This window comes from Mycoplasma sp. 888 (genome assembly GCF_035609225.1).
Classification (GTDB): domain Bacteria; phylum Bacillota_I; class Bacilli_A; order Mycoplasmatales; family Metamycoplasmataceae; genus Mycoplasmopsis.
In genome coordinates, this window is sequence record NZ_CP141192.1 from 333,366 (window position 1) to 353,536 (window position 20,171).

The 20,171-nt window shown below is 27.8% G+C and carries 19 protein-coding genes and 1 pseudogene; 15 read left to right on the plus strand and 5 right to left on the minus strand.

The window, feature by feature from the left end; all coding sequences use genetic code 4:
• Positions 1-126: 126 nt before the first annotated feature.
• The 3 genes from gpmI to prfA are packed head-to-tail and all read right to left on the minus strand — an operon-like array spanning position 127 to position 3,419.
• On the minus strand, positions 127-1,632 hold the full coding sequence (gene gpmI / locus U5U50_RS01570; protein WP_324673285.1) for a 2,3-bisphosphoglycerate-independent phosphoglycerate mutase: 1,506 nt from the start codon (positions 1,630-1,632) through the stop codon (positions 127-129).
• A gap of 12 nt (positions 1,633-1,644) precedes the next feature.
• Positions 1,645-2,355 (minus strand): peptide chain release factor N(5)-glutamine methyltransferase, encoded by a 711-nt coding sequence (prmC, locus tag U5U50_RS01575; protein WP_324673287.1) that lies wholly within the window; start codon positions 2,353-2,355, stop codon positions 1,645-1,647.
• Entirely contained in the window at positions 2,355-3,419 is a 1,065-nt protein-coding gene (gene prfA, locus U5U50_RS01580; RefSeq protein WP_416383406.1) for a peptide chain release factor 1, read from the minus strand. The genes prmC and prfA overlap by 1 nt, the downstream gene beginning before the upstream one ends.
• Before the next feature lie 179 nt (positions 3,420-3,598).
• Between prfA and topA the strand changes: the two genes are divergently transcribed.
• From topA to U5U50_RS01595, 3 genes are all read left to right on the plus strand, one after another.
• Positions 3,599-5,473: a type I DNA topoisomerase gene (gene topA, locus U5U50_RS01585; protein ID WP_324673291.1), complete on the plus strand. Its 1,875-nt coding sequence runs from the start codon at positions 3,599-3,601 to the stop codon at positions 5,471-5,473.
• A gap of 166 nt (positions 5,474-5,639) precedes the next feature.
• A complete protein-coding gene (gene mnmG / locus U5U50_RS01590) occupies positions 5,640-7,490 on the plus strand; it encodes a tRNA uridine-5-carboxymethylaminomethyl(34) synthesis enzyme MnmG (RefSeq protein ID WP_324673294.1) in 1,851 nt (616 codons plus the stop codon).
• Complete coding sequence (locus tag U5U50_RS01595) at positions 7,490-7,924, plus strand: 23S rRNA (pseudouridine(1915)-N(3))-methyltransferase RlmH (RefSeq protein ID WP_323177493.1); 435 nt, start codon at positions 7,490-7,492, stop codon at positions 7,922-7,924. Before mnmG ends, U5U50_RS01595 begins: the two co-directional genes overlap by 1 nt.
• Positions 7,925-7,942: 18 nt before the next feature.
• Here the strand turns inward: U5U50_RS01595 and U5U50_RS01600 are convergent, their stop codons facing one another.
• A complete protein-coding gene (locus U5U50_RS01600; RefSeq protein WP_324673297.1) occupies positions 7,943-8,326 on the minus strand; it encodes an MAG1140 family protein in 384 nt (127 codons plus the stop codon).
• A complete protein-coding gene (locus tag U5U50_RS01605; RefSeq protein WP_324673299.1) occupies positions 8,310-10,367 on the minus strand; it encodes an Mbov_0121 family peptidase domain-containing ABC transporter in 2,058 nt (685 codons plus the stop codon). The genes U5U50_RS01600 and U5U50_RS01605 overlap by 17 nt, the downstream gene beginning before the upstream one ends.
• A gap of 149 nt (positions 10,368-10,516) precedes the next feature.
• On the opposite strand from U5U50_RS01605, the gene U5U50_RS01610 reads away from it, so the two are divergent.
• The 12 genes and pseudogenes from U5U50_RS01610 to U5U50_RS01665 all read left to right on the plus strand — a co-directional run bounded on the left by U5U50_RS01610 (position 10,517) and on the right by U5U50_RS01665 (position 19,295).
• Complete coding sequence (locus U5U50_RS01610; protein WP_324673301.1) at positions 10,517-10,957, plus strand: RpiB/LacA/LacB family sugar-phosphate isomerase; 441 nt, start codon at positions 10,517-10,519, stop codon at positions 10,955-10,957.
• Positions 10,958-10,959: 2 nt separating this feature from the next.
• Positions 10,960-11,205, plus strand: a complete 246-nt coding sequence (locus U5U50_RS01615) for a DUF2188 domain-containing protein (RefSeq protein ID WP_324673303.1) — start codon at positions 10,960-10,962, stop codon at positions 11,203-11,205.
• A 434-nt stretch (positions 11,206-11,639) separates the two neighbouring features.
• Entirely contained in the window at positions 11,640-11,783 is a 144-nt protein-coding gene (locus U5U50_RS01620; protein ID WP_324673305.1) for a hypothetical protein, read from the plus strand.
• Positions 11,784-11,983: 200 nt separating this feature from the next.
• Entirely contained in the window at positions 11,984-12,586 is a 603-nt protein-coding gene (locus U5U50_RS01625) for an IS3 family transposase (protein ID WP_324673307.1), read from the plus strand.
• A 149-nt stretch (positions 12,587-12,735) separates the two neighbouring features.
• Positions 12,736-13,425 carry a hypothetical protein gene (locus U5U50_RS01630; protein ID WP_324673309.1) on the plus strand — a complete coding sequence of 230 codons (690 nt, stop codon included), beginning with the start codon at positions 12,736-12,738 and terminating at the stop codon, positions 13,423-13,425.
• A 210-nt stretch (positions 13,426-13,635) separates the two neighbouring features.
• The gene (locus U5U50_RS01635; RefSeq protein ID WP_324673311.1) at positions 13,636-13,776 is read left to right on the plus strand and encodes a hypothetical protein; all 141 of its coding nucleotides are present in this window, start codon (positions 13,636-13,638) and stop codon (positions 13,774-13,776) included.
• A pseudogene (locus tag U5U50_RS01640) lies at positions 13,755-14,297 on the plus strand (LemA family protein). Before U5U50_RS01635 ends, U5U50_RS01640 begins: the two are co-directional and overlap by 22 nt.
• A gap of 293 nt (positions 14,298-14,590) precedes the next feature.
• Entirely contained in the window at positions 14,591-15,394 is an 804-nt protein-coding gene (locus U5U50_RS01645; protein ID WP_324673312.1) for a DUF3137 domain-containing protein, read from the plus strand.
• Positions 15,395-15,502: 108 nt separating this feature from the next.
• The gene (locus U5U50_RS01650) at positions 15,503-16,165 is read left to right on the plus strand and encodes a LemA family protein (protein ID WP_324673314.1); all 663 of its coding nucleotides are present in this window, start codon (positions 15,503-15,505) and stop codon (positions 16,163-16,165) included.
• 5 nt (positions 16,166-16,170) lie between these two features.
• Positions 16,171-17,280, plus strand: a complete 1,110-nt coding sequence (locus U5U50_RS01655; protein ID WP_324673316.1) for a DUF3137 domain-containing protein — start codon at positions 16,171-16,173, stop codon at positions 17,278-17,280.
• Between the two features lie 86 nt (positions 17,281-17,366).
• The gene (locus tag U5U50_RS01660; RefSeq protein WP_416383403.1) at positions 17,367-18,566 is read left to right on the plus strand and encodes a phosphoglycerate kinase; all 1,200 of its coding nucleotides are present in this window, start codon (positions 17,367-17,369) and stop codon (positions 18,564-18,566) included.
• A gap of 189 nt (positions 18,567-18,755) precedes the next feature.
• Positions 18,756-19,295, plus strand: coding sequence for a hypothetical protein (locus U5U50_RS01665; protein ID WP_324673320.1), 540 nt, complete (start codon positions 18,756-18,758; stop codon positions 19,293-19,295).
• Positions 19,296-20,171: the final 876 nt, after the last annotated feature.

A 20,171-nucleotide genomic window follows, 5' to 3' on the forward strand; every position in this document is an offset into this window, starting at 1 on the left:
ACTAATATGATAGTTTTTTTACGCTCTGTTGAGTAATTTAATTAAATAAAAAGCGCATTTACTTATTCAAATTTGAAGTAAATGCGCTTTTAATTTATATTATCTTAGCTTAATTTATTAATTTTGTTATTTCAATAATAAAGATTCTTCATCCATTTCTTTTGGTTTAGCAATATTGATGTAGTCTAAAACAGTTGGTGCTATGTTAGCTAACTTTCCATTTTTTACTTTAACATTTTTGTCTGTACAAATTAACATAACAGGACTAGATGTATGTTTTGTAGCTGATTTTCCGTTTTCATCTTCAGTTATTTCAGCGTTTCCGTGATCAGCTGTGATAAAAATTGTAACATCATTAGCTTCAGCTCATTCAAGAACTCTTTTAATTTGTGAATCCAAAAATTCAACTGCTTTAATTGTTGATTTTAAATTACCTGTGTGTCCAACCATATCTGGGTTAGCGTAATTCATAATTGTAACATCGTAATTTAATCCATTTTCTAATAATTTATCTGTTATTCCTTCTGCAGACATTTCTGGTGCGTCAGCATATGATTCAACTTTAAGTGAATCAACCATAATACGTTTTGAATTTTTGAATTCAATATCATTTCCACCATCCATAAAGTATGTAACGTGAGCATATTTTTGAGTTTCGGCAATTCTTAATTGATTTAAGTTAGCTAATTCTAAAACTCTACCAATTGGCATATTGATTTCCATTTCTTTGAATGCAACAATTGTGTCAATTCCTTCATATTTCATCATTGAAACAAATTTGTTAATTACAACTAGATGAGCTGGTTTGTTCGGATATAATGGTGAACCAATAAATAAGTGTGTTAATTGTCTTGCTCTGTCAGGTCTGAAGTTAAAGAAGATAATTGAATCGTGATCTTTTACAAAGTAACTTTTTGGAAGTGTTTCATTAATAGCTGGTACAAAGAATTCATCTGTAATTCCTTCTGCATATTGTTTGTTTACATAATCAATTACATTGTTAAATTTAACATCTGATAAACCTAAAATAGCATCGTATGCTTTATCAACTCTGTCAAACATTGAGTCTCTATCCATTGCATAAAATCTTCCTGAAATAGATGCGATGTGGTATCCATATTTGTCACATAATGCAACTAATTTTTCAAGTGAAGAAATAATTGATTTAGGAGCAACATCTCTACCATCTCCAAAAACGTGAACTAAAACATTTTTAACTCCATGTTCGTGTGCTGCTTCAATTAATTCAAATAAGTGGTTTTCAAGTGAGTGAACTCCACCAGGTGATAAAAGCCCCATTAAGTGTAATGTTGAGTTATTTTTCTTAACATCATCAAATGCAGTTTCAAAAGCTTCATTTGATTTAAATGTATTATCATCAAGAGCTTTTTGAATTAATGAAAGTCCTGTGTAAACAACTGTTCCAGCTCCAATGTTTAAGTGTCCTACTTCAGAATTTCCCATTTGTCCTGCTGGCAATCCTACATATTGACCTGAAGCTTGAATAAGTGAATTTGGATAATTTGCAAATAAGTTATCAAATGTTGGTGTGTTAGCTAAAGCAAATGCATTACCTTGTGTTTGTTCTCTTAAACCTAAACCATCAATAACAATTAATACTGTTTTTTTCATTTTTTTCTCCTTTTAGTCAAATTCTATAACAGCAAATCTGTTTTTAGAACTCATATCTTTATGTATAGTAATTTTATATTTTTCTTGTATTTTTTCTCAATATTTAATGTGAAATGGATTGATTTCAAAATAGATTTTTCCACCTGGTTTTAAGTAGTTTTCTGCATTGTTAATTATTAAATCATAAAAATAAAATCCATCATCTTTTGCATATAATGCGTGAAGTGGTTCTCAATCAGTGACTGATTTATCTAATATTTCAGTTTCCTGAATGTAAGGTGGATTTGAAACAATTAAATCAAATTTTTGATTGATGTTTTCAAACATATCTGATTGAATGATGCTAATTGTAACATCATTTTTTTGTGCATTTATTTTAGTTTGCTCAATTGCTTCAGAATCTATATCTGATGCAATTATATTCCAAGTTGGATTTTCTTTTTTTAGAGCAATTGCAATAAAACCTGAACCAGTACATAAGTCTAAAACATTTAAATTTTGTTTTTTATTTTCTGAATTGACTAATATAACTAGTTCTTCTGTTTCGTATCTAGGGATTAAAACTTTTTTAGAAACATCAATAGTTACATCTGCTAATTCAACATAACCCATTATTTTTTGAACTGGCATTCCTTTTTGAAGTTGTTCTAATTCAAAAGAAGATACAGTTTGTTCTAAACCATATCTTCTTTTTTCTAATAATAAATCTTCTCTTGTAGGCATTAAATTCCAGCTTCTTTGATTTTTTCGTTTTGTTCTTCTGTAAGTAATGCATCAATAATAGGATTAAGTTTTCCTTCCATAACAGCAAGTAAACTTGTAGAGTATGAAATTCTATGGTCTGTAACTCTATCTTGAGGATAGTTATATGTTCTGATTTTTTCGCTTCTAGCACCAGAACCAGCTAATTTTCTGTAACCTGATTCTTCTGCTTGTTTTTTTTGTAACTCAATGTCGTAAAGTTTTGATTTAAGAACCCTCATAGCAATTTCTCTGTTTTGAATTTGGTTTTTACCTTCTTGACAAGTTACAACAATTCCTGTTGGGAAGTGTGTAATACGAACTGCTGAGTCAGTTGTGTTAACTGATTGACCACCGTTTCCTGATGAACGGTAAACGTCAATTCTGATATCTTCAGATTTAATTTCAACTTGAATATCATCATCAATTTCAGGCATAACTGTAACTGTTGCTGTTGAAGTATGAACTCTACCTTTAGTCTCAGTTGCTGGAATTCTTTGAACTCTGTGAACACCTGATTCAAATTTAAGTTTTGAATATGGTCTGTCACCTTTTACAGCAAATGTAACCAAAGTAAATCCACCAGCTTCAGATGCTGATGCATCTAAAAGTGTGATTTTCATATCATTTTGTGAAGCTCATTTTGTGTACATTCTATATAAGTCACCTGCAAAAATGTTGGCTTCATCACCACCGGCTGCTCCACGAATTTCAACAATAACGTCTTTTTCATCGTTTTCATCTTTAGGAAGAATTAAGATTTTAAGATCTTCAGATAAAGCTTCCATTGTTTTTTCGGCTTCATTAATTTCCATTTTTGCAAGAGCAACCAATTCTTCATCTGATTCACCTAACATTTCTTTTGCATTTGCTAAGTTAGCTTCGGCTTCGAGGTATTTATCAAATGCTTCGACAATATCTTTAATTGAGTTAATTTCTTTGTTAATTTTTGTGTATTTTTTAATGTCAGAAATTATTTCCTGATCTTGTAAAGATTTTTCTAATTCATCGTGTTTATTTTTAATTTGCATTAAAGAGTTATACATAGTTAATTCCATAGTTAGTATATTTTAACATATAAAAAATCTAAAGTTTTAAAAGATTGCTCTATTGTTGTGTGAAGTAAAAATTTTTACATTTCCTAATTATTAAAATATTAATAATTAATATAAGCAGAATAATTTAAATGCTTTTGATTTTCTAAAAAAAGTATATATTTACCAATATGAGTGCAACAACCTTGAAGAAAAAATTAATTATTGTCGAGTCACCTACAAAGGTTAAGACAATTCAAAAATATGTTGGAGATGAATACAGTGTTATTGCATCTGTAGGTCATTTCCTTAGAATGAAGATTTCTGGTCTTTATTCGTTAGGTATCGATTTTGATACTTGAGAACCTCTTTATACAGCTGATAATACAAAGAAAAATATTATCAACGAACTTAAAAAAGCAACAAAAGAAGCAGAACACGTTTATATAGCAACTGACCCTGACCGTGAAGGAGAAGCTATAGGGTACCAATTAGTTGATTATTTAAAAATACCCAAAGAAAAATACTCACGTATTAAATATAATGAGATTACTAAAGATGCTATTTTGAGAGCCTTAGATAATCCAACAGGTATTGATGATGCTCTTGTTGATGCTCAAAAGAGTCGTAGAATGCTTGACAGAATTATTGGATTTAGATTATCTTATTTATTAAGATATAAATTCAAAAATACACCAGGTCAACCTACAGCAGGAAGAGTTCAATCAATTGCTCTTAAATTAATTGTTGATAGAGAAAGAGAAATCAGAGCATTTATTCCTGAAAAATACTTTACTCTTGATGCTAAATTAAATAACAATCCTGTTTTAGCTACATATTACAATGAAGCTAATGAATCAGATAGAAAAAACTGAATTTACAGTTCAGAAGTTGATGTAATCAAAGAATACTTTGAATCAGCTCCTAAAGTTTTAAAAGTAACTAACAAAAAAGTTTCTGATAGAAAAGTTGGTGCAATTCAACCATTCAAACAAGCTGTTTTATATAAAAAGTCACCATTTTCATCTAATTCAACAACAACCATTCTTAAAAAACTTTTCGAAAACGGTTTAATTACTTACCCGAGAACAGATTCAACACGTTTATCTCAATCATTTATTGACGATGCACATAAATTTATCAAAAATAAGTGAGGTGAAGATTATATTGCTGATGAAATTAAAGGATTTAGTGGAGATCAAAATGCCCACGAGGCCATTAGACCATCAGATGTTTCATTAACGCCTGAACAAGTTCAAATTCACTATCCAAAAATGGAAGATAATGATGTAAGAATTTATAAATTAATCTATGATACAACACTTCAAGCTTTAATTAAACAACCAATTAGAACAAGTGTTCAATATACTTATGTAAATGATAAATACACATTTAAAAATTCTTATTCAACAATTAAATTTAATGGTTACTATGTTGTAACAGGTAAAGAATCTGAACAAGTCGATCCAAATTACGAAATTGATCAAAAAGTTAAAGTTGATGAGTTTATCTTATGTTATCACGAAACAAAACCAGCACCAAGATATAATGACGGAACACTTATTGAAGCGCTTGATAATATCAAAGTTGGTCGCCCATCAACATTTGCTTCAACAGTTCAAATTGTTAAAGACAGACGTTTTGTTGAATTAAACAATGGTGCATTACATCCTACTGAATTTGGTGAAATTATCTTACAAAACTTAATCGCAGCTTTTCCTAATATTATTAATGAAAGTTATACAGCACACGTTGAACAAGAATTAGACCAAATTGCTGAAGATGAAATCACTAAAAATGAAGTTATGCAAGATTTCTGGGATAACTTCCTTGTTGAATTTGATAATGCGCAAGGTAAAATTACACCTTACACATTCAAATTAGAACAATTGGACACAACTTGTCCTGAAGATGATGGCATCTTAGTTAAAAGATATAACAAGAAAAATCAACCATTCATTGCTTGCAAAAACTTCCCTAACTGTAAATTCACAAGAAACATCGAGCCAGATGATTTTCCAAGTGAATCAGATGATGAAGAAATCATCGATGAGTATGATGATTAATTAATTAAAATTATTATTTAGATGAACAGATTTAAAAGTCTGCTCATTTTTTAATTAATTTTGTTATTTTAATTGTGCTATTTATTCAAAAACATCAATTTAGACCATAAAATAAGCTAATTTTATGATTTTTAAAAATTAAAAAATAAATTAAAATTATGAAACTATGAATAATAAAGGTATTTTAGAGAACAAAAAAGAATTTGAAGCAATAGTTATAGGTGGAGGTCACGCTGGTGTTGAAGCGACTTTTGCTTTAGCAAATATGGGTCACAAAGTAGCTCTTATCACTTTTGATCTTTCAAAAGTTGCTATGATGCCTTGCAACCCATCAATTGGTGGACCTGCTAAAGGGATTATTACACGTGAAATTGATGCACTTGGTGGAGTTCAAGGTTACTTTTCCGATTTAGCAATGATTCAAATTAAGATGCTTAATGAATCAAAAGGTCCTGCAGTTAGAGCAATGAGAGCTCAAATTGATAAAGAAAAATATTCAGCACTTATTTTAGAAGCATTACAAAATCATAAAAATGTTATTTTAATTGAAGGAGTTGCTGAGGATATTCTTGTTGATGATAATAATCAATTTAAAGCGATCAAAATGGAAGATGGTTTAATTTTGGATGCTAAAGTTTTAGTTATCACAACTGGAACGTATATGAACTCAAGAATTCTTAGAGGTGATGAAATTAAAATTTCAGGACCTGATAATCAAAAAACAACACCAAAATTATCACAATCACTTGCTAAGTTAGGTTTTGATTTACAAAGATTAAAAACTGGAACACCTGCTAGAGTTTATGCTGATTCAATTAACTTTTCAAAAGTTGAAAAAGAAGAACTTAATGATACTTATTTAGCTTTCTCATCGCGTTCAAATGTTAAACTTGATAAGCAAATTTCTTGTTATTTAACTTACACAAACGAGAAAACACACGAAATTATTAGAAATAACATTGATAAATCAGCTATGTATTCAGGACTTATCGAAGGGATCGGTCCAAGATACTGTCCAAGTGTCGAAGATAAAGTTATGAGATTTGCCGATAAAGAAAGACATCAAGTTTTCTTTGAACCAGAAACTGCTGATGGTTCAATTATTTATGTAAACGGAATGTCTACATCAATGCCTGTTGAAGTTCAAGATTTAATGTTAAGAACAATTCCTGGTTTAGAAAATATGAGGGTTCAAAAATGAGGATATGCAATTGAATATGATGCATTAAATCCATTGCAAATTACACCTACATTAGAATCTAAAGTTATCAAAAACATCTTTACAGCTGGTCAAATTAATGGAACAAGTGGATATGAAGAAGCAGCAGCTCAAGGTCTTATTGCTGGGATTAATGCAGGAAGAAAACTTGAAGCTAAAGAACCATTGATTCTTAAAAGACACGATGCTTACATTGGTGTTTTAGTCGATGATTTAGTTACAAAAGGGACTAAAGAACCATACAGAATGTTAACTTCAAGAGCTGAATATCGTTTATTATTAAGAAATGATAATCCTGATATTAGACTTGCAAAATATGGAAATGAAGTTGGTTTAGTTTCTGATGTAGATTACCAAAACATAATTAATAAATACCAAATGATTGATGAAAAAATCAATGAATTAGAAAACACATACTTATCATCTAAATCAGAATTAGCTAAAAAACTTGGAGTAGAAAATGGAGTTTCAATGCTAAGAGTTTTAGCTAGACCAGATGTTGATCCGGTTGATGTTTTAGGTGACTTCCCTTACAAAAATGAATTAACTATTATGGTAAGACTTGAAGGATACATTAAGAAACAAAAATCTGATGCTCAAAAAATGAATAAATTAGAAAACTTTAAAATACCTGAAGATATCGATTATTCAAAAGTTCAAAACATAGCTACAGAAGCTAAGCAAAAACTTGAAAAAATTAGACCTTTAACAATTGGACAAGCATCAAGAATTAGTGGAATTAACCCGGCTGACATTCAAATGCTTATGTTCCATATTGAAACTAGAAAAAACAAATAATGAAACTAAATATAGTTGCAGTAGGTTCATTAACAAAAGATTTTCAAGTTTTATATGATGATTATGTTAAGAAAATTAACTTCTTTGCAAAGATTAATTTAATTGAAATTAAAGAACAAAAGATAGATAACATTCAGTTAAAAATTAAAAAAGAAACTGAAATGATTTTAGAAAAGATACCTAAAAATTCAAAAGTTATTTACTTATCATTACAAGGAAAACAATTAAGCTCTGAAGAGTTTGGTTCAACATTTTTGGATATTGATAATGTAACTTTTGTAATTGGTGGTTCAAATGGAGTTGATGAAGAAATGTTTGCTAACAAAATTAACTTCTCAAAAATGACCTTTCCACATCAATTATTTAGAGTTATGTTAGTTGAGCAAATTTATAGAGCATTTACAATTAGAAATAATATTACTTATCATAAATAAACTCTGTAATGGAGTTTTTTATATACTACCCAAGACATATTTGATAAATAAGGTTTGATCAATTAGTAAATTAACTTGAATTTGTCTAATGTTATTTTCATTTACAAATAACTTCAGTTCATCACTTTTAATAAGAACATCAGAGTGATCTTGATTAGAAATATCGATATTGAATTTATAAAATTCATTATCATAAACAAAACTAACATAACAGGTATCTAGTTTTTGATTATCAATGTTGAAGTTGTATAAATATAAATCATCACCTTCTGCAGTTATTAAAACTGTTTTATATACATTTACTTTAGTTGAACATAAGACTAAAATAAGTGCTGCGAAAATGAAAAATAATATAAGTAGTATGCAGAAATTTCACTTATGTTCTTTAAGATAAGTTTTCAATATTCACTTCTTTAGAATCATCGAAAATATATCTATTATTGTGTGAAATTTCTACAACTAATTTGTTTTGCAAATCATTTTTAATAATAGGTTTTAGTTTTTCAAACATTGATTTATCAATATTTGCAAAAGCTTCATCTAGTATCAATAAATCATAGTCATTTAAAAATATATTTAGCAAATTAACGAATTGAACCTGACCGCTAGATAATTGGTCCAGTGATGAGTTTAAATTAATGTTTAATTCATCAATTAATTTATCTAATTTATTGTTTTCTAAAATTGACTTGAAAATACTAATATCACTTACGCATAAGTATTCTAGTGTTCTAATCTTTAAATTCAGCATCTGATTTGAAATATATAAAACTCTTTGTTTGTATGTTTCATCTAAGAATGGATTGAGCTTTTGATCATTTACTTTAATAATTCCAGATAAACTCTCACACGAGCCATTCAATATAGAACAGAGTGTGCTTTTTCCTGAACCGTTTTTACCGATTAAATGTATGTTCGAATCAATCAATAGTTCCCTGATTTCTAAATCTTTATTAACTTTTAATGAATTGTATGAATAACTTATATTAGAAAGTTGAATTTTAATTATTCTTTCCTTCTGTAAGTTAGTTTTTGATACTTTTAAGTCTTCAAAATTTAATAATGAAATCAAATCTAAATCTTTTTTATATTGACTATAACTAGTTATTAATGGAATTATATTTCTAATCGGTTTAGTGAATAAAGAAACACCGGTTAAAAAGAAAATTAAATTGATAACACTTAAATTTTGATTTCAAATTTGAATAGTTCCTATTATTAAAATTAATAATGGAACTAAAAAGTCTAAAAATGAACTTAAATAATTAATTAAGCTTTGTTTATTCTTGAAAATAATTGAATCACTATGTAATTTCTCATTCATATAAGTAGATTTAAAATTTAAATTATTAAGCAGATTTTCATTATGTGAAGTTTGATTTAACTTGTAAATATTAAATAAGGTATCTTCAAACATAATTGAGTTATTGAGTAATTTATTGAAGTTATTATCAAAATTAGTTTTATTAATAAAACTTAAAATCAATGTAATTACTGAATAACAAAAAATTATTAAAAGCAACACTCAATTTATATTGATTAGTAAAATAAATGAAACAGCAATCGAAATAACTGTGCTGATTAATTCAGGAAGAAAACATAATTTAAATAAACTTAAATTATCAAGTGCAATAATTCTGTTTTTAAAATCTGCAAAAGTTAGTAAATTAATTACTTGCTTATTTTTAAATTTAAATTCATTTATTAAATTATTAATTAAATCACTTTTATATTTAGCTGCTATTTTACACATTAGTTGTCTAGTCAGCAAGTTGAATGTGAAATTTATTAAAAATAGCACACTAAAAATCATTCCTAAGAACATAAGAATTTGATCATCTTTATTTAAAGCAATATTATTTAGGATAACTTTATTCAAGAACGGAAACGAAATATAGATGCTTATTTCTATGAGTAAGCAAAATAAATATAAAAATGAGAAATTAGACCATAATGAAATTTTTAAACTTCTGGAGTTACTTATCAATGGATTCGATTTTATATTTTTCTTGTTTTCTTCATCTTCATTATCAATTTGCTTTTTGTTTTTGCTAAATGCAACAATAATGTTAGTGAATTTAGTTTTAAATTCATTTTTACTCAATTTAACATCACCATCAATCGGATCATAAATATAAAATTTATTGTTCTTGATTTTCCTAATTACAATCATATGGTCTGTAGTATTATTTTTGATAATTGTCGCAATAGGAAAAACTTGCTTTTCTAGCAAAAGCAATTGTTCGCAATTAATTTCATAAGCATTAAGATCCAAATTTACTTTTGAAGCAAGGAATTTTATGTTTTCTAAACTTATACCTGCTACACTATATTGAATTTGTAATTTTAAATTATTAATATCTAAATTTTCTTTGTAGAAAAACTCGTGAAAATAATCTAGCACATATAATGAGCAATCTCTTTGATCTACTTGTGTCTTCATCTCATTATATTTAGTAATTTTTATCAAAAAGGAACTAAAGCACAATTTTTCCACTAAAGTTTTTGCAAAATTGAAAATACAAAAGTTTTTAAAACTTTGTATAATTAATTTATCAATAAATTAATGTTCAAAATTTAAAAGGAGGACTAATGAGTAAAAAAGTAGTAGCACTTGCAAGTGACCACGCAGGTTACAAATTAAAAGACGAATTATCATCATACTTAAAAGAACAAGGATTTGACGTTGTAGACTTAGGACCTGAAACAGATTCAGTTTCAGTGTCATATGCTTCAAAAGGTAAGGAATTAGCTAACTATGTAGATGAAGCACAACCTGATTTTGGTATTGCAGTTTGTGGTACAGGTTTAGGTATTTCATATGCACTTAACAGACACAAACACATTCGTGCAGCTAGAGTTACATCTGTTGAAGATGCACACTTAGCAAAACAACACAATAATGCAAATGTTCTTGTATTCGGCGGAAGACAAGTAACATTTGAACAAGCTAAAGATATGTTAAATGAATATATGAATACACAATTTGAAGGAGGAAGACATCAATCTAGAATTGATGAACTTGACGAATAATTATGGCAAAAGTAAATGAAGTTCAAGAAAAAGAAGTTAAAGAATTAGACGCTGTTTGACACGTTTCACAACACAACGATGGATGAAAAGTTATCAGACAAGGTGGAGTAAAAGCTATTAAAACTTTTGATACACAAAAAGAAGCAATCGAATTTGCTAAAGAATTAGCAAAAAACAACAAAGGTAGAATGTTAATCCACAGTACAAAAGGTAAAATCAGAGGTGGATCAAACTACCAAGAAAAATAATTTAAGTTATTTAAATTTACATAGACAGAGTGAAATCTGTCTATTTTTTCATCATTTTACACATAATTTCAGGAATTTTAAACTAGGACAAGAAAAGTAGACAGAAAATAAAAAAACTGTCTGCTTTTTGTTTACAATAAGAGAAAGGATTTTACAAATGGCTAAACAATTGAAACATTATGAATGATTAGATCTATTCAAATGACTAGAAAAATTGAGAATACACAAATGAATATGAATACAAATTTGCATCTTATATTTCAGAAAAATATAATAAGGATTACTTTAAAGAAAATGTTAGACGTAGAATTTGAAATAAATTTAAGGAATATCAAAAAGATGAAACTGTAATATTTTCAAAAACAGGAACGGCTCCTAAAAAAGGGAAGGGTTCTGGAAGACCTAAAAAGAAACCTATTGAAACAGATGATTCAATGATTGAAGAAATGACTGATGAACAAAAGAATGAATTCATAAAAATTATGATTGAAATTTTCAGAGATAATAAAATGGAAATTGATTGAAGCAAAATCAAGAAATCATCTTCTGTTACAAATAAACAATTTATATATTTTTAGAAATACCAAAATCTACTTTTTATAAGAAAATTTCGCAATTAGACAAAGAAGTCTCTCAAAATTCTGAAAATGAAGAATTACATTCAATTGTCAAAAAAGCCTTTTATGAAAATAAAGGTCGTTTTGGCCGTTGAAGATTGAGTGTTTATATACTAAAAGTATATAAAATGGACATAAATTACAGGACATTAGGAAGAATAATGAAGAAATTAAATCTAATTTGTGTAGTTAGACCAAAACGTAAACTCAGAGAAATCAAGAATACAAATGTTGAGATTAAAGATCTTGTAAATAGAGATTACAATGGAATTACAAATAATATTATTGCGACAGATGTTTCATATATAAAAGCACCAAACGATATAGGTGAAAACCACGTTTATCTTTCAGTTGCAATACATCATAAAACAAAGAAAATTTTAAATTGAAACTTATCAAGAAGAAATGACACAGACTTAGTTATTTCACACATCAAGGATATCAAGTTTAAAAAACTTTGAATCCTTCATTCCAATCACGGATTTCAATATTCATCATCTAAATATCTGGATGTAGTTCTCAAAAACAATGGCAATGTATCTATGGGCAGGGTCGGAAATTCATTAGATAATAGGGAAGTTGAATATTTCTTTTCAAACATCAAATCTGAGTGTTTAAACTTTGTAAATTACAAAACAATTTGCTTTGATAAACTCAAAAACATTATCAAAGATTACATTGAATGATATAACAATGAAAGATTTCAATCTGTGTTAAATTGAAAAACACCTCAACAATGTTGAGATGTTTTGAGTTTTTTATAAATTGTCTATAAGACTTGTCCTAGTTTATTTTGACTTTTTACTTCTGTTTTTTTTTTTTTTTTAGAATATGAAAATAGTAAAAATATATTTAATTTTATATAACTTCAGTTTTGGACACTTGAATAAAACTAAATCAAGGAGAATTAACTATGGATCCAATTGTTTGAATTTTAATAGCGGTCGGAATTATTTCTTATATCATTTCTATTTCTGTTCTTGTTTGAAGAAGAATTTATAGAAAGAAAGCTTTAAAGAAAAAAATAATTTTAAAAGTTAAAGATAATCTGCTTAAACAAAAATCAAATATTGAAATGAGCAGAACTAAAAAATCGCGACAAGCATCAAAATATAAGAAAATGTACTTTGATTTATGCGACAGAATTATTAAAGAGTATAATACGAAAATTTTACCTTTTAGACATCAAAACATAAAACTATACAAATTAAGTAACTATCAAGAAAATGAACAATGATTTTTTCATAGACATCATATTGACGAAATCCATATTAGTGGAGCAGAATTGAAGGCTGATAAGGAAGCTTACAGAAATGGTTTGAGTATTGTAGTTTCATATGAGCAACACGCTTTATTACACTATCTAATAGTTTTAAATAATGAAACTTACCCTAATCACGGGATGTTAATGATGATGGAATTAAAAGAATGAGATGAAATTGTTCAAAAACAATGTAAAAAATGAGATATACCATACGTTCCTGAGTGAAAACAAAATTTATCAATATTTAATAGACCCCCTCATACAACAGCGCTTTTTGAAGAGATTATAAAAAATGCAACCAAAGGTAAGGAATTTAAAGATAATAATTTTAATATATAAACGAATAATTGGTTTAAACTAGAATAAGAAAAGTAGGCAGTTTTTTTAGTTTCTATCTATTTTTTGTGTTCTTTTTTTCACATAATTCAAGGATTCATAACTTTTTACTTCCGTTTTTTTAGAATAGAGTTGAAATACAACAAAATATTTGCATATTTTATGAATATTAGACTTGTATTTAATAGATTAACAAACGTTTTAGGAGAAAAAATGGTAAATTTATTTTCACATAATGAAGAACAAAACCAAAAACGTTTTGAATCAACAACTTCAAGTGTCGCAATTGCAGCTGAAGCTTCTACAGCTGCAAAATATTTTTATACATCATTATGTCTATTCCACTACTTTTAGATTGAATTTGATACTTCAAAAGAAAAAATAGTTTAAATAGAACGCAAAACCATATTAACAACAGTGCATCAAGCATTGATGTTCAATTGCAAAAGCGTAACGATAAACTTGTTAAATTAGTACAACAAGTTAAATCATGCAAAATTCACGAAGCTGAAGTTTTTGAAAACGTTACAAAAATGCGTTCATTAGCAGCTGGTGGTAGAGAAATTGAAAACTAAGTCGAAATAGAAAACTTAAATCAATCAGTATTAGGTCGTTTAATAACTATTTCAGAAAGCTATCCGGAAATTAAAACAAGTGCTTTTTACATTGAATTAATGGATTAAACAACATACATTGAGCGTGAAATTGTTGCTGCTAGAAGAAATTACAATGCTCAAAATAACACATTCAATAAAGAATTATTTACAATCTCAACAAAAGTTGTTGCTGTAAATATAGGATTATCAACAGTTAGATTATTGCAAACATCTTCTCAAGCTAGAAAAGATGTTGATATGCAAGAATTAGGTTTATAAGATGAAAAAAGTTTAAGATTTTGTTACTATAGAACAGTTCAAAGAAAAAACTGATCAAGTTGTGCTTCCAATTATCCAAAACGCAGTAGATGATGCTCCAAATCATCTTTATACAAAAAATATAAAAGTATCAAATATGGAGTTTAAGGTTCATTAGTAAGTATGATTTTATCTTGTTTATTAATCATGATAATATCTTTTATTGCACCAAAAGTTGAAATATCTGAACTTGCTTTATTTGTTCTTTTAGATTTTGTGGCTTTGCTGTTCTTATTTGTTTCATATTAGTATTTGTGTTTGCGAAATTAGCTAAAAAGTGAAATTTAATTTTTAGAAGCTTTATTAAAAGCAAATTAAGAGAAAATAACATTTATGGAAAAGCAGTTAATGCATCTGATTCAAGATTAAAATATAGAAATGATGATTTTGAATCTAGTTCAATGAGACATAACTATAAATTTTCAACAGAAAGATTCGCAGCCAAAGAATATAAATCATTCAAACCTGCATCTGTTCCACAAAATGCTCGATTAGAAAGCACATCACCAGTTCAAACAATTACAATTGACGATAAATATCACGCACACGTTTCAGTTGCTGAATGACTTTTAATTACAAGACGCAAAAACGGACACGAAACAAAACGAACTTGATATTCTGCTTTACTTAAAATTGATGCTAGAGAACTCAAAGAAAGAGATAGAGCAAACTTTACATACTTTGATAATAAAAATGGTCTTCAACCAGTAGAAATGGAAAACAAAGAATTTAACAAAATTTTCAAAGTTGCAAGTGATAATTCAACAAAAATGTATCAATTATTCACACCACTTGCAATGGAAGAACTAGTTAAATTAATCAATCAAGGTTTACAACACACAAACATTAAAAATGCTAAAGATTTTGAATATTGAGCAAACAATGATGTTGTTTACTGTTCATTTTTAATTCCATCCGGATTTATGGATATTGATATTCCGGTTTTTGTGGGTAAAAAAGACAAATTTGTTGCAAAAATTTACAAAGATGTAGTTACTGATATTTACACTTTATACTTTGTATTAGCATTAAGTTACATTCCTGTTTACTTATATTAATCAAATCGATTGCACAACAAGAAATTGTTGTGTTTTTTGTTATTTTTGCTCAATATATTTTTCTTATTTTTATATAAAATTATAGATAAGTAAAAAAGGAGATTAAATATGGCAAATTTATATTCACATAATGAAGAACAAAACCAAAAAGGTTTTGAACCTACAGCATCAAATGCTGAAATTCTTGCTAAAGCATCTACAGGGCTTAAGATTTTTATGTACATTTTAATGAGTTTACCCTTAGGTTTAGGTTGATTTTGATACTTTGCAAAGAAAAACGAATTAAACAGAATGCAAAATAACATTAACAACAGTGCATCAAGCATTGATGTTCAATTGCAGAAACGTAATGACACACTTGTTAAATTAGTACAACAAGTTAAATCATTCAAAATTCATGAAGTTGAAGTTTTTGAAAACGTTACAAAAATGCGTTCACTTGTTTCATCAGGTAGAACACTTGAAAATTCTGAAGAATTAGACAAATTAAACCAATCAGTATTCGGTCGTTTAATGGCTATTTCAGAAAATTATCCAGAACTTAAATCAAGTGCTTTATATACTGAATTAATGGACGAAACAACATACATTGAACGTGAAATTGCAGCTGCTAGAAGAAATTACAATTCACAAGCTAATATGTTCAACAGAATGTTATTTGAAATTCCATCTAACATTGTTGCTGCAAATATGGGATTATCAACAGTTAGATTATTCCAAGCATCTTCTCAAGCTAGAAAAGATGTTGATATGGTTGCTCTAGGATTATAAAAAATATGAAAAGAGCCGAAGATTTTATTAGCATAGATAAATTCTATGAAAAAGCAAATCAAACTATATTACCAATCATTGAAAATCGTGTAAATGAAATTACTCAATTATCAATCTATATAACTTATAAAAGATCCAATAGATATGCACTTAGGGTGTTTTTAGCATCAATAGGTGTTTTCTTATTTTCTGGTTTTTTTCTTGGATTAGAAGCTACAAAAGAATATGGTGGTTTTAGGTCACTTTCGGTATTTACTACCTGTGCAATTATTTTTGCACTCGTATTTGTAATATCTATACTTGTTGCTATTGGTTTTTGAATTAAAGCATGAAATATTAACAGAAAAATTAAAAAAGAAATTATAAGTCAGCTTCATAAATCAAATATTTATGGAGTTGCAATTGAAGCTTTAATTGATAGATGAAAATATCAAGGCACAAACTTTACACCTACATCTATAAAACATAATTTTGATCCTAATACAAATAAGTTTACAAAAGATGAATACTTAAATACTAAACCTAAATGAATACCAAATGATTCACAACTAAAAGATGTAACTGAAATTCAAACAGTTACTATTGATAATAAATATCACGCACATATATCAGAAGCGCATTGAATCGATTTCCACAGAGACAAAGATGGTAATATTCACGAAGAACATTACTATAGTGCTTTAATAAAAATCGACGCAAGAGCACTTTCTCAAAAAGACCAAGCAAACTTTACATTCTTTGGAGATAATTTTTCTAATTTAGAACCAGTAGAACTTGAAAACATTGAATTTAATAAGATTTACAAAGTTAAATCTGATAATCCGACTAAAATGTTTCAATTATTTACTCCATTAGCAATGGAAGAAATGAATAAACTTTTCCAATTTGGTATTAAAAATACAAGCATTATGGCCAAAGGTATGCGTTATTGAGCTAATAATGATGTAATTTACGCTTCATTTCAATGTTCATCTGGATTTATGTCTATAAATTCATCTAGATTTGTTGGTAATAAAGAAAAATTAATCAATACAATTTACAAAGATGTTATTAAAGATATATACTCTTTATACTTTATTTTGGCTTTAAGTTATATACCTGTATATCTTTATTAAACCTTAAATTTCACAACAATAAATATTGTTGTGTTTTTATTTAATACTTTATAATATATACACCTTATTTTATTTGTTATATTTACATGGGAGATACAATGAAAAAAGTTTTAAATGAACTTAGTTTAAAAAATAAAACAGTTTTAGTTAGAGTCGACTTTAACGTACCATTAAAAAATGGCGTTATTACATCTGCTAAAAGAATTGTTGCTGCACTTCCTACAATTAAGTACATCATCAGAAAAGGTGGAAAAGTTGTTTTATTTTCACACTTAGGAAGAATAAAAACAGAAGAAGATTTAAAAGACAAATCATTAAGACCAGTTGCAGTTAAATTAGCTAAATTACTTAAAAAACCAGTTACATTTGTTCCTGTAACACGTGGAAACGTTTTAGAATCTGCAATCAAACAAATGAAAAGTGGAGGCGTTATTTTAGTTGAAAACACACGTTTTGAAGACTTAAATGACAAAGCTGAATCTAAAAATGATCCATATTTAGGAGCTTACTGAGCTTCATTAGGTGATGTATTTGTAAACGACGCCTTCGGTACAGCTCACAGAGCACACGCATCTAATGTTGGTATTGCTTCAAACATTGCTGAGTCAGCTTTAGGATTCTTAATGGAAAAAGAAGTTTCATCATTATCTAAAGTTTTACAAAACCCAGAACACCCTTATGTAGCTATTGTTGGTGGAGCTAAAGTTTCAGACAAAATTTTAGTGTTAGAAAAATTAGCAGAAATTGCTGACAAATTAATCATCGGTGGAGCTATGGCTTATACATTTATGGTTGCCCAAGGACAAAAAGTTGGAATTTCATTAGTTGAAAATGATTACATTCAATTAGCTAAAGATTTCTTAGCAAAATACTGAGAAAAAGTTATCTTACCAGTTGACCATGCTACAGCCCAAATGTTTGCAGACGTTGAGCCTACAATTCAAGAAGATTCAATTTCAGATGGATTTATGGGACTTGACTTTGGACCAAAATCAATCCAAAACGTTAAAGAAGCTCTTGAAGGAGCTAAAACAGTAGTATGAAACGGACCTATGGGAGTTGCTGAATTTGAACACTACAAAAATGGTACATTAGCAGTATGTGAAGCTGTTGCTAAATTATCAAACGCTTACACAGTTGTTGGTGGTGGAGATTCAGTTGCTGCTGTTGAAAAATTAGGAATGGAAGATAAATTCTCACACGTTTCAACAGGTGGTGGTGCAAGCTTAGAATTATTACAAGGTCAAAACTTACCAGGTGTTGATTCAATTCAAGACAATGAATAATTAACTGAATATTTTCACAAATAGCACCAAAAGTGCTATTTTTTACACATTTTGTGAAAAATTAAGGAGTTTGCTTTATTTTTATTTGATAAAGGTGTATAAGTAAAATATATTCAATTTTTTCAAATTAAATATATTTACATAAATTAATAAACATTCTTTTTTAGACAAAAGAATAAAAGAGGATAAATGAAAAAAATCAAATTCTTACTTTTTGCTACAGGTGTTTTATCAGTAGCATCAATGCCGCTTATTGCCGGTCAATGTTCTGCAGAAGAACAAAAATCTGAAGAACCTAAAACACCAACCAATCCAAAACAACAACCAGATCCTGTTAACCCAGGAAACCCTGGAACCGATAATCCAAAAACTATAACAGCTCCAGTTGACCAGTACGAAAATGCATTCGTATTGCAACCAGCTGGTACATTTCAATATGTAAATGCTAAGGTTCAAGAAAAAGCTAATCAAATTAGCAGATATGGTCTTTTACAACTTTACAAGGGTTTCAATGGTATAGGAATTAAATCTGGTGGTCAAGGAAACGATAATAAAATTCTTCTTCCTAAAGAAGGAATTACAATTGACCAATTTCTTTCAACTAAAGATACTACGGATAACAAGTTTTTTGATGGAACTTGAAATCCAGAAACAAAAACACTTACAATTAAATACAAAATCAAAGATAATGGTGACAAAGTATACGAACAATCATTTACTTTAAGCTAGAAAAATTACGAAAATTTCAAAATTAAATTAATCAAAATAACCAAAATATATTAGCATCTTGTGAAAAAGATGCTATTTTTTTACACATTTTGTGAAAAATTTAAGAAAATTCTTACATTTTAGGGGTGAAAGGTGTATAGAATAGTTATATTGATATAATCATGAGTTTAAAAGTGTTAAGAAATAAAGTCTTATCAATGTCTTTTTAGAATTTGATACTACACATATGATATCTTAACTAACATAATAGTAACCGTCCGAAGTTCTTGAGCTCCTTGTTTTGTCGTCAGCAAACAGGAGCACAAGACGAGGACAGTAAGTCTTTCAGTAGTTAAATAGAATAAGTGTTGTTATTTATATTTTAAAAAGACATAAAACAACCAATAATCTTCCTACTATTATTTTAACAGAGAAAAACAAACTATATAGACACAATATTATGATTTTTAAAATATAAATATATACCTTATTACCTTATTTAATTTCTTCCTACAATGGAAAAATTAAATAAGGTATATATAAGATATATACTAATACCTAATATATAAAATATATTTATAATGAATATATTTTATATATTAGTATATATACATAATATGTATTTAAAAACTATTTTAAGATATTTTTAAATACATATTATGTTATTACATATATAGTATATAAATATACTATATATGTTTACGTTATTTCTATCAGTAGTCTTTGTGTAAGTTGATAACATCAAAGCAATAAAAAAACAGCAATGTTAATCACTGTTTTAAAATTACCCTTTTGAATCTTTGAATGCAATTTGACTCTTTGAAAATATCTTAAGGAGAAAGAATCTCTTTATTCTTATTTGTAATAACCTAACTTTTCAATTGAGTTTGAAAATAC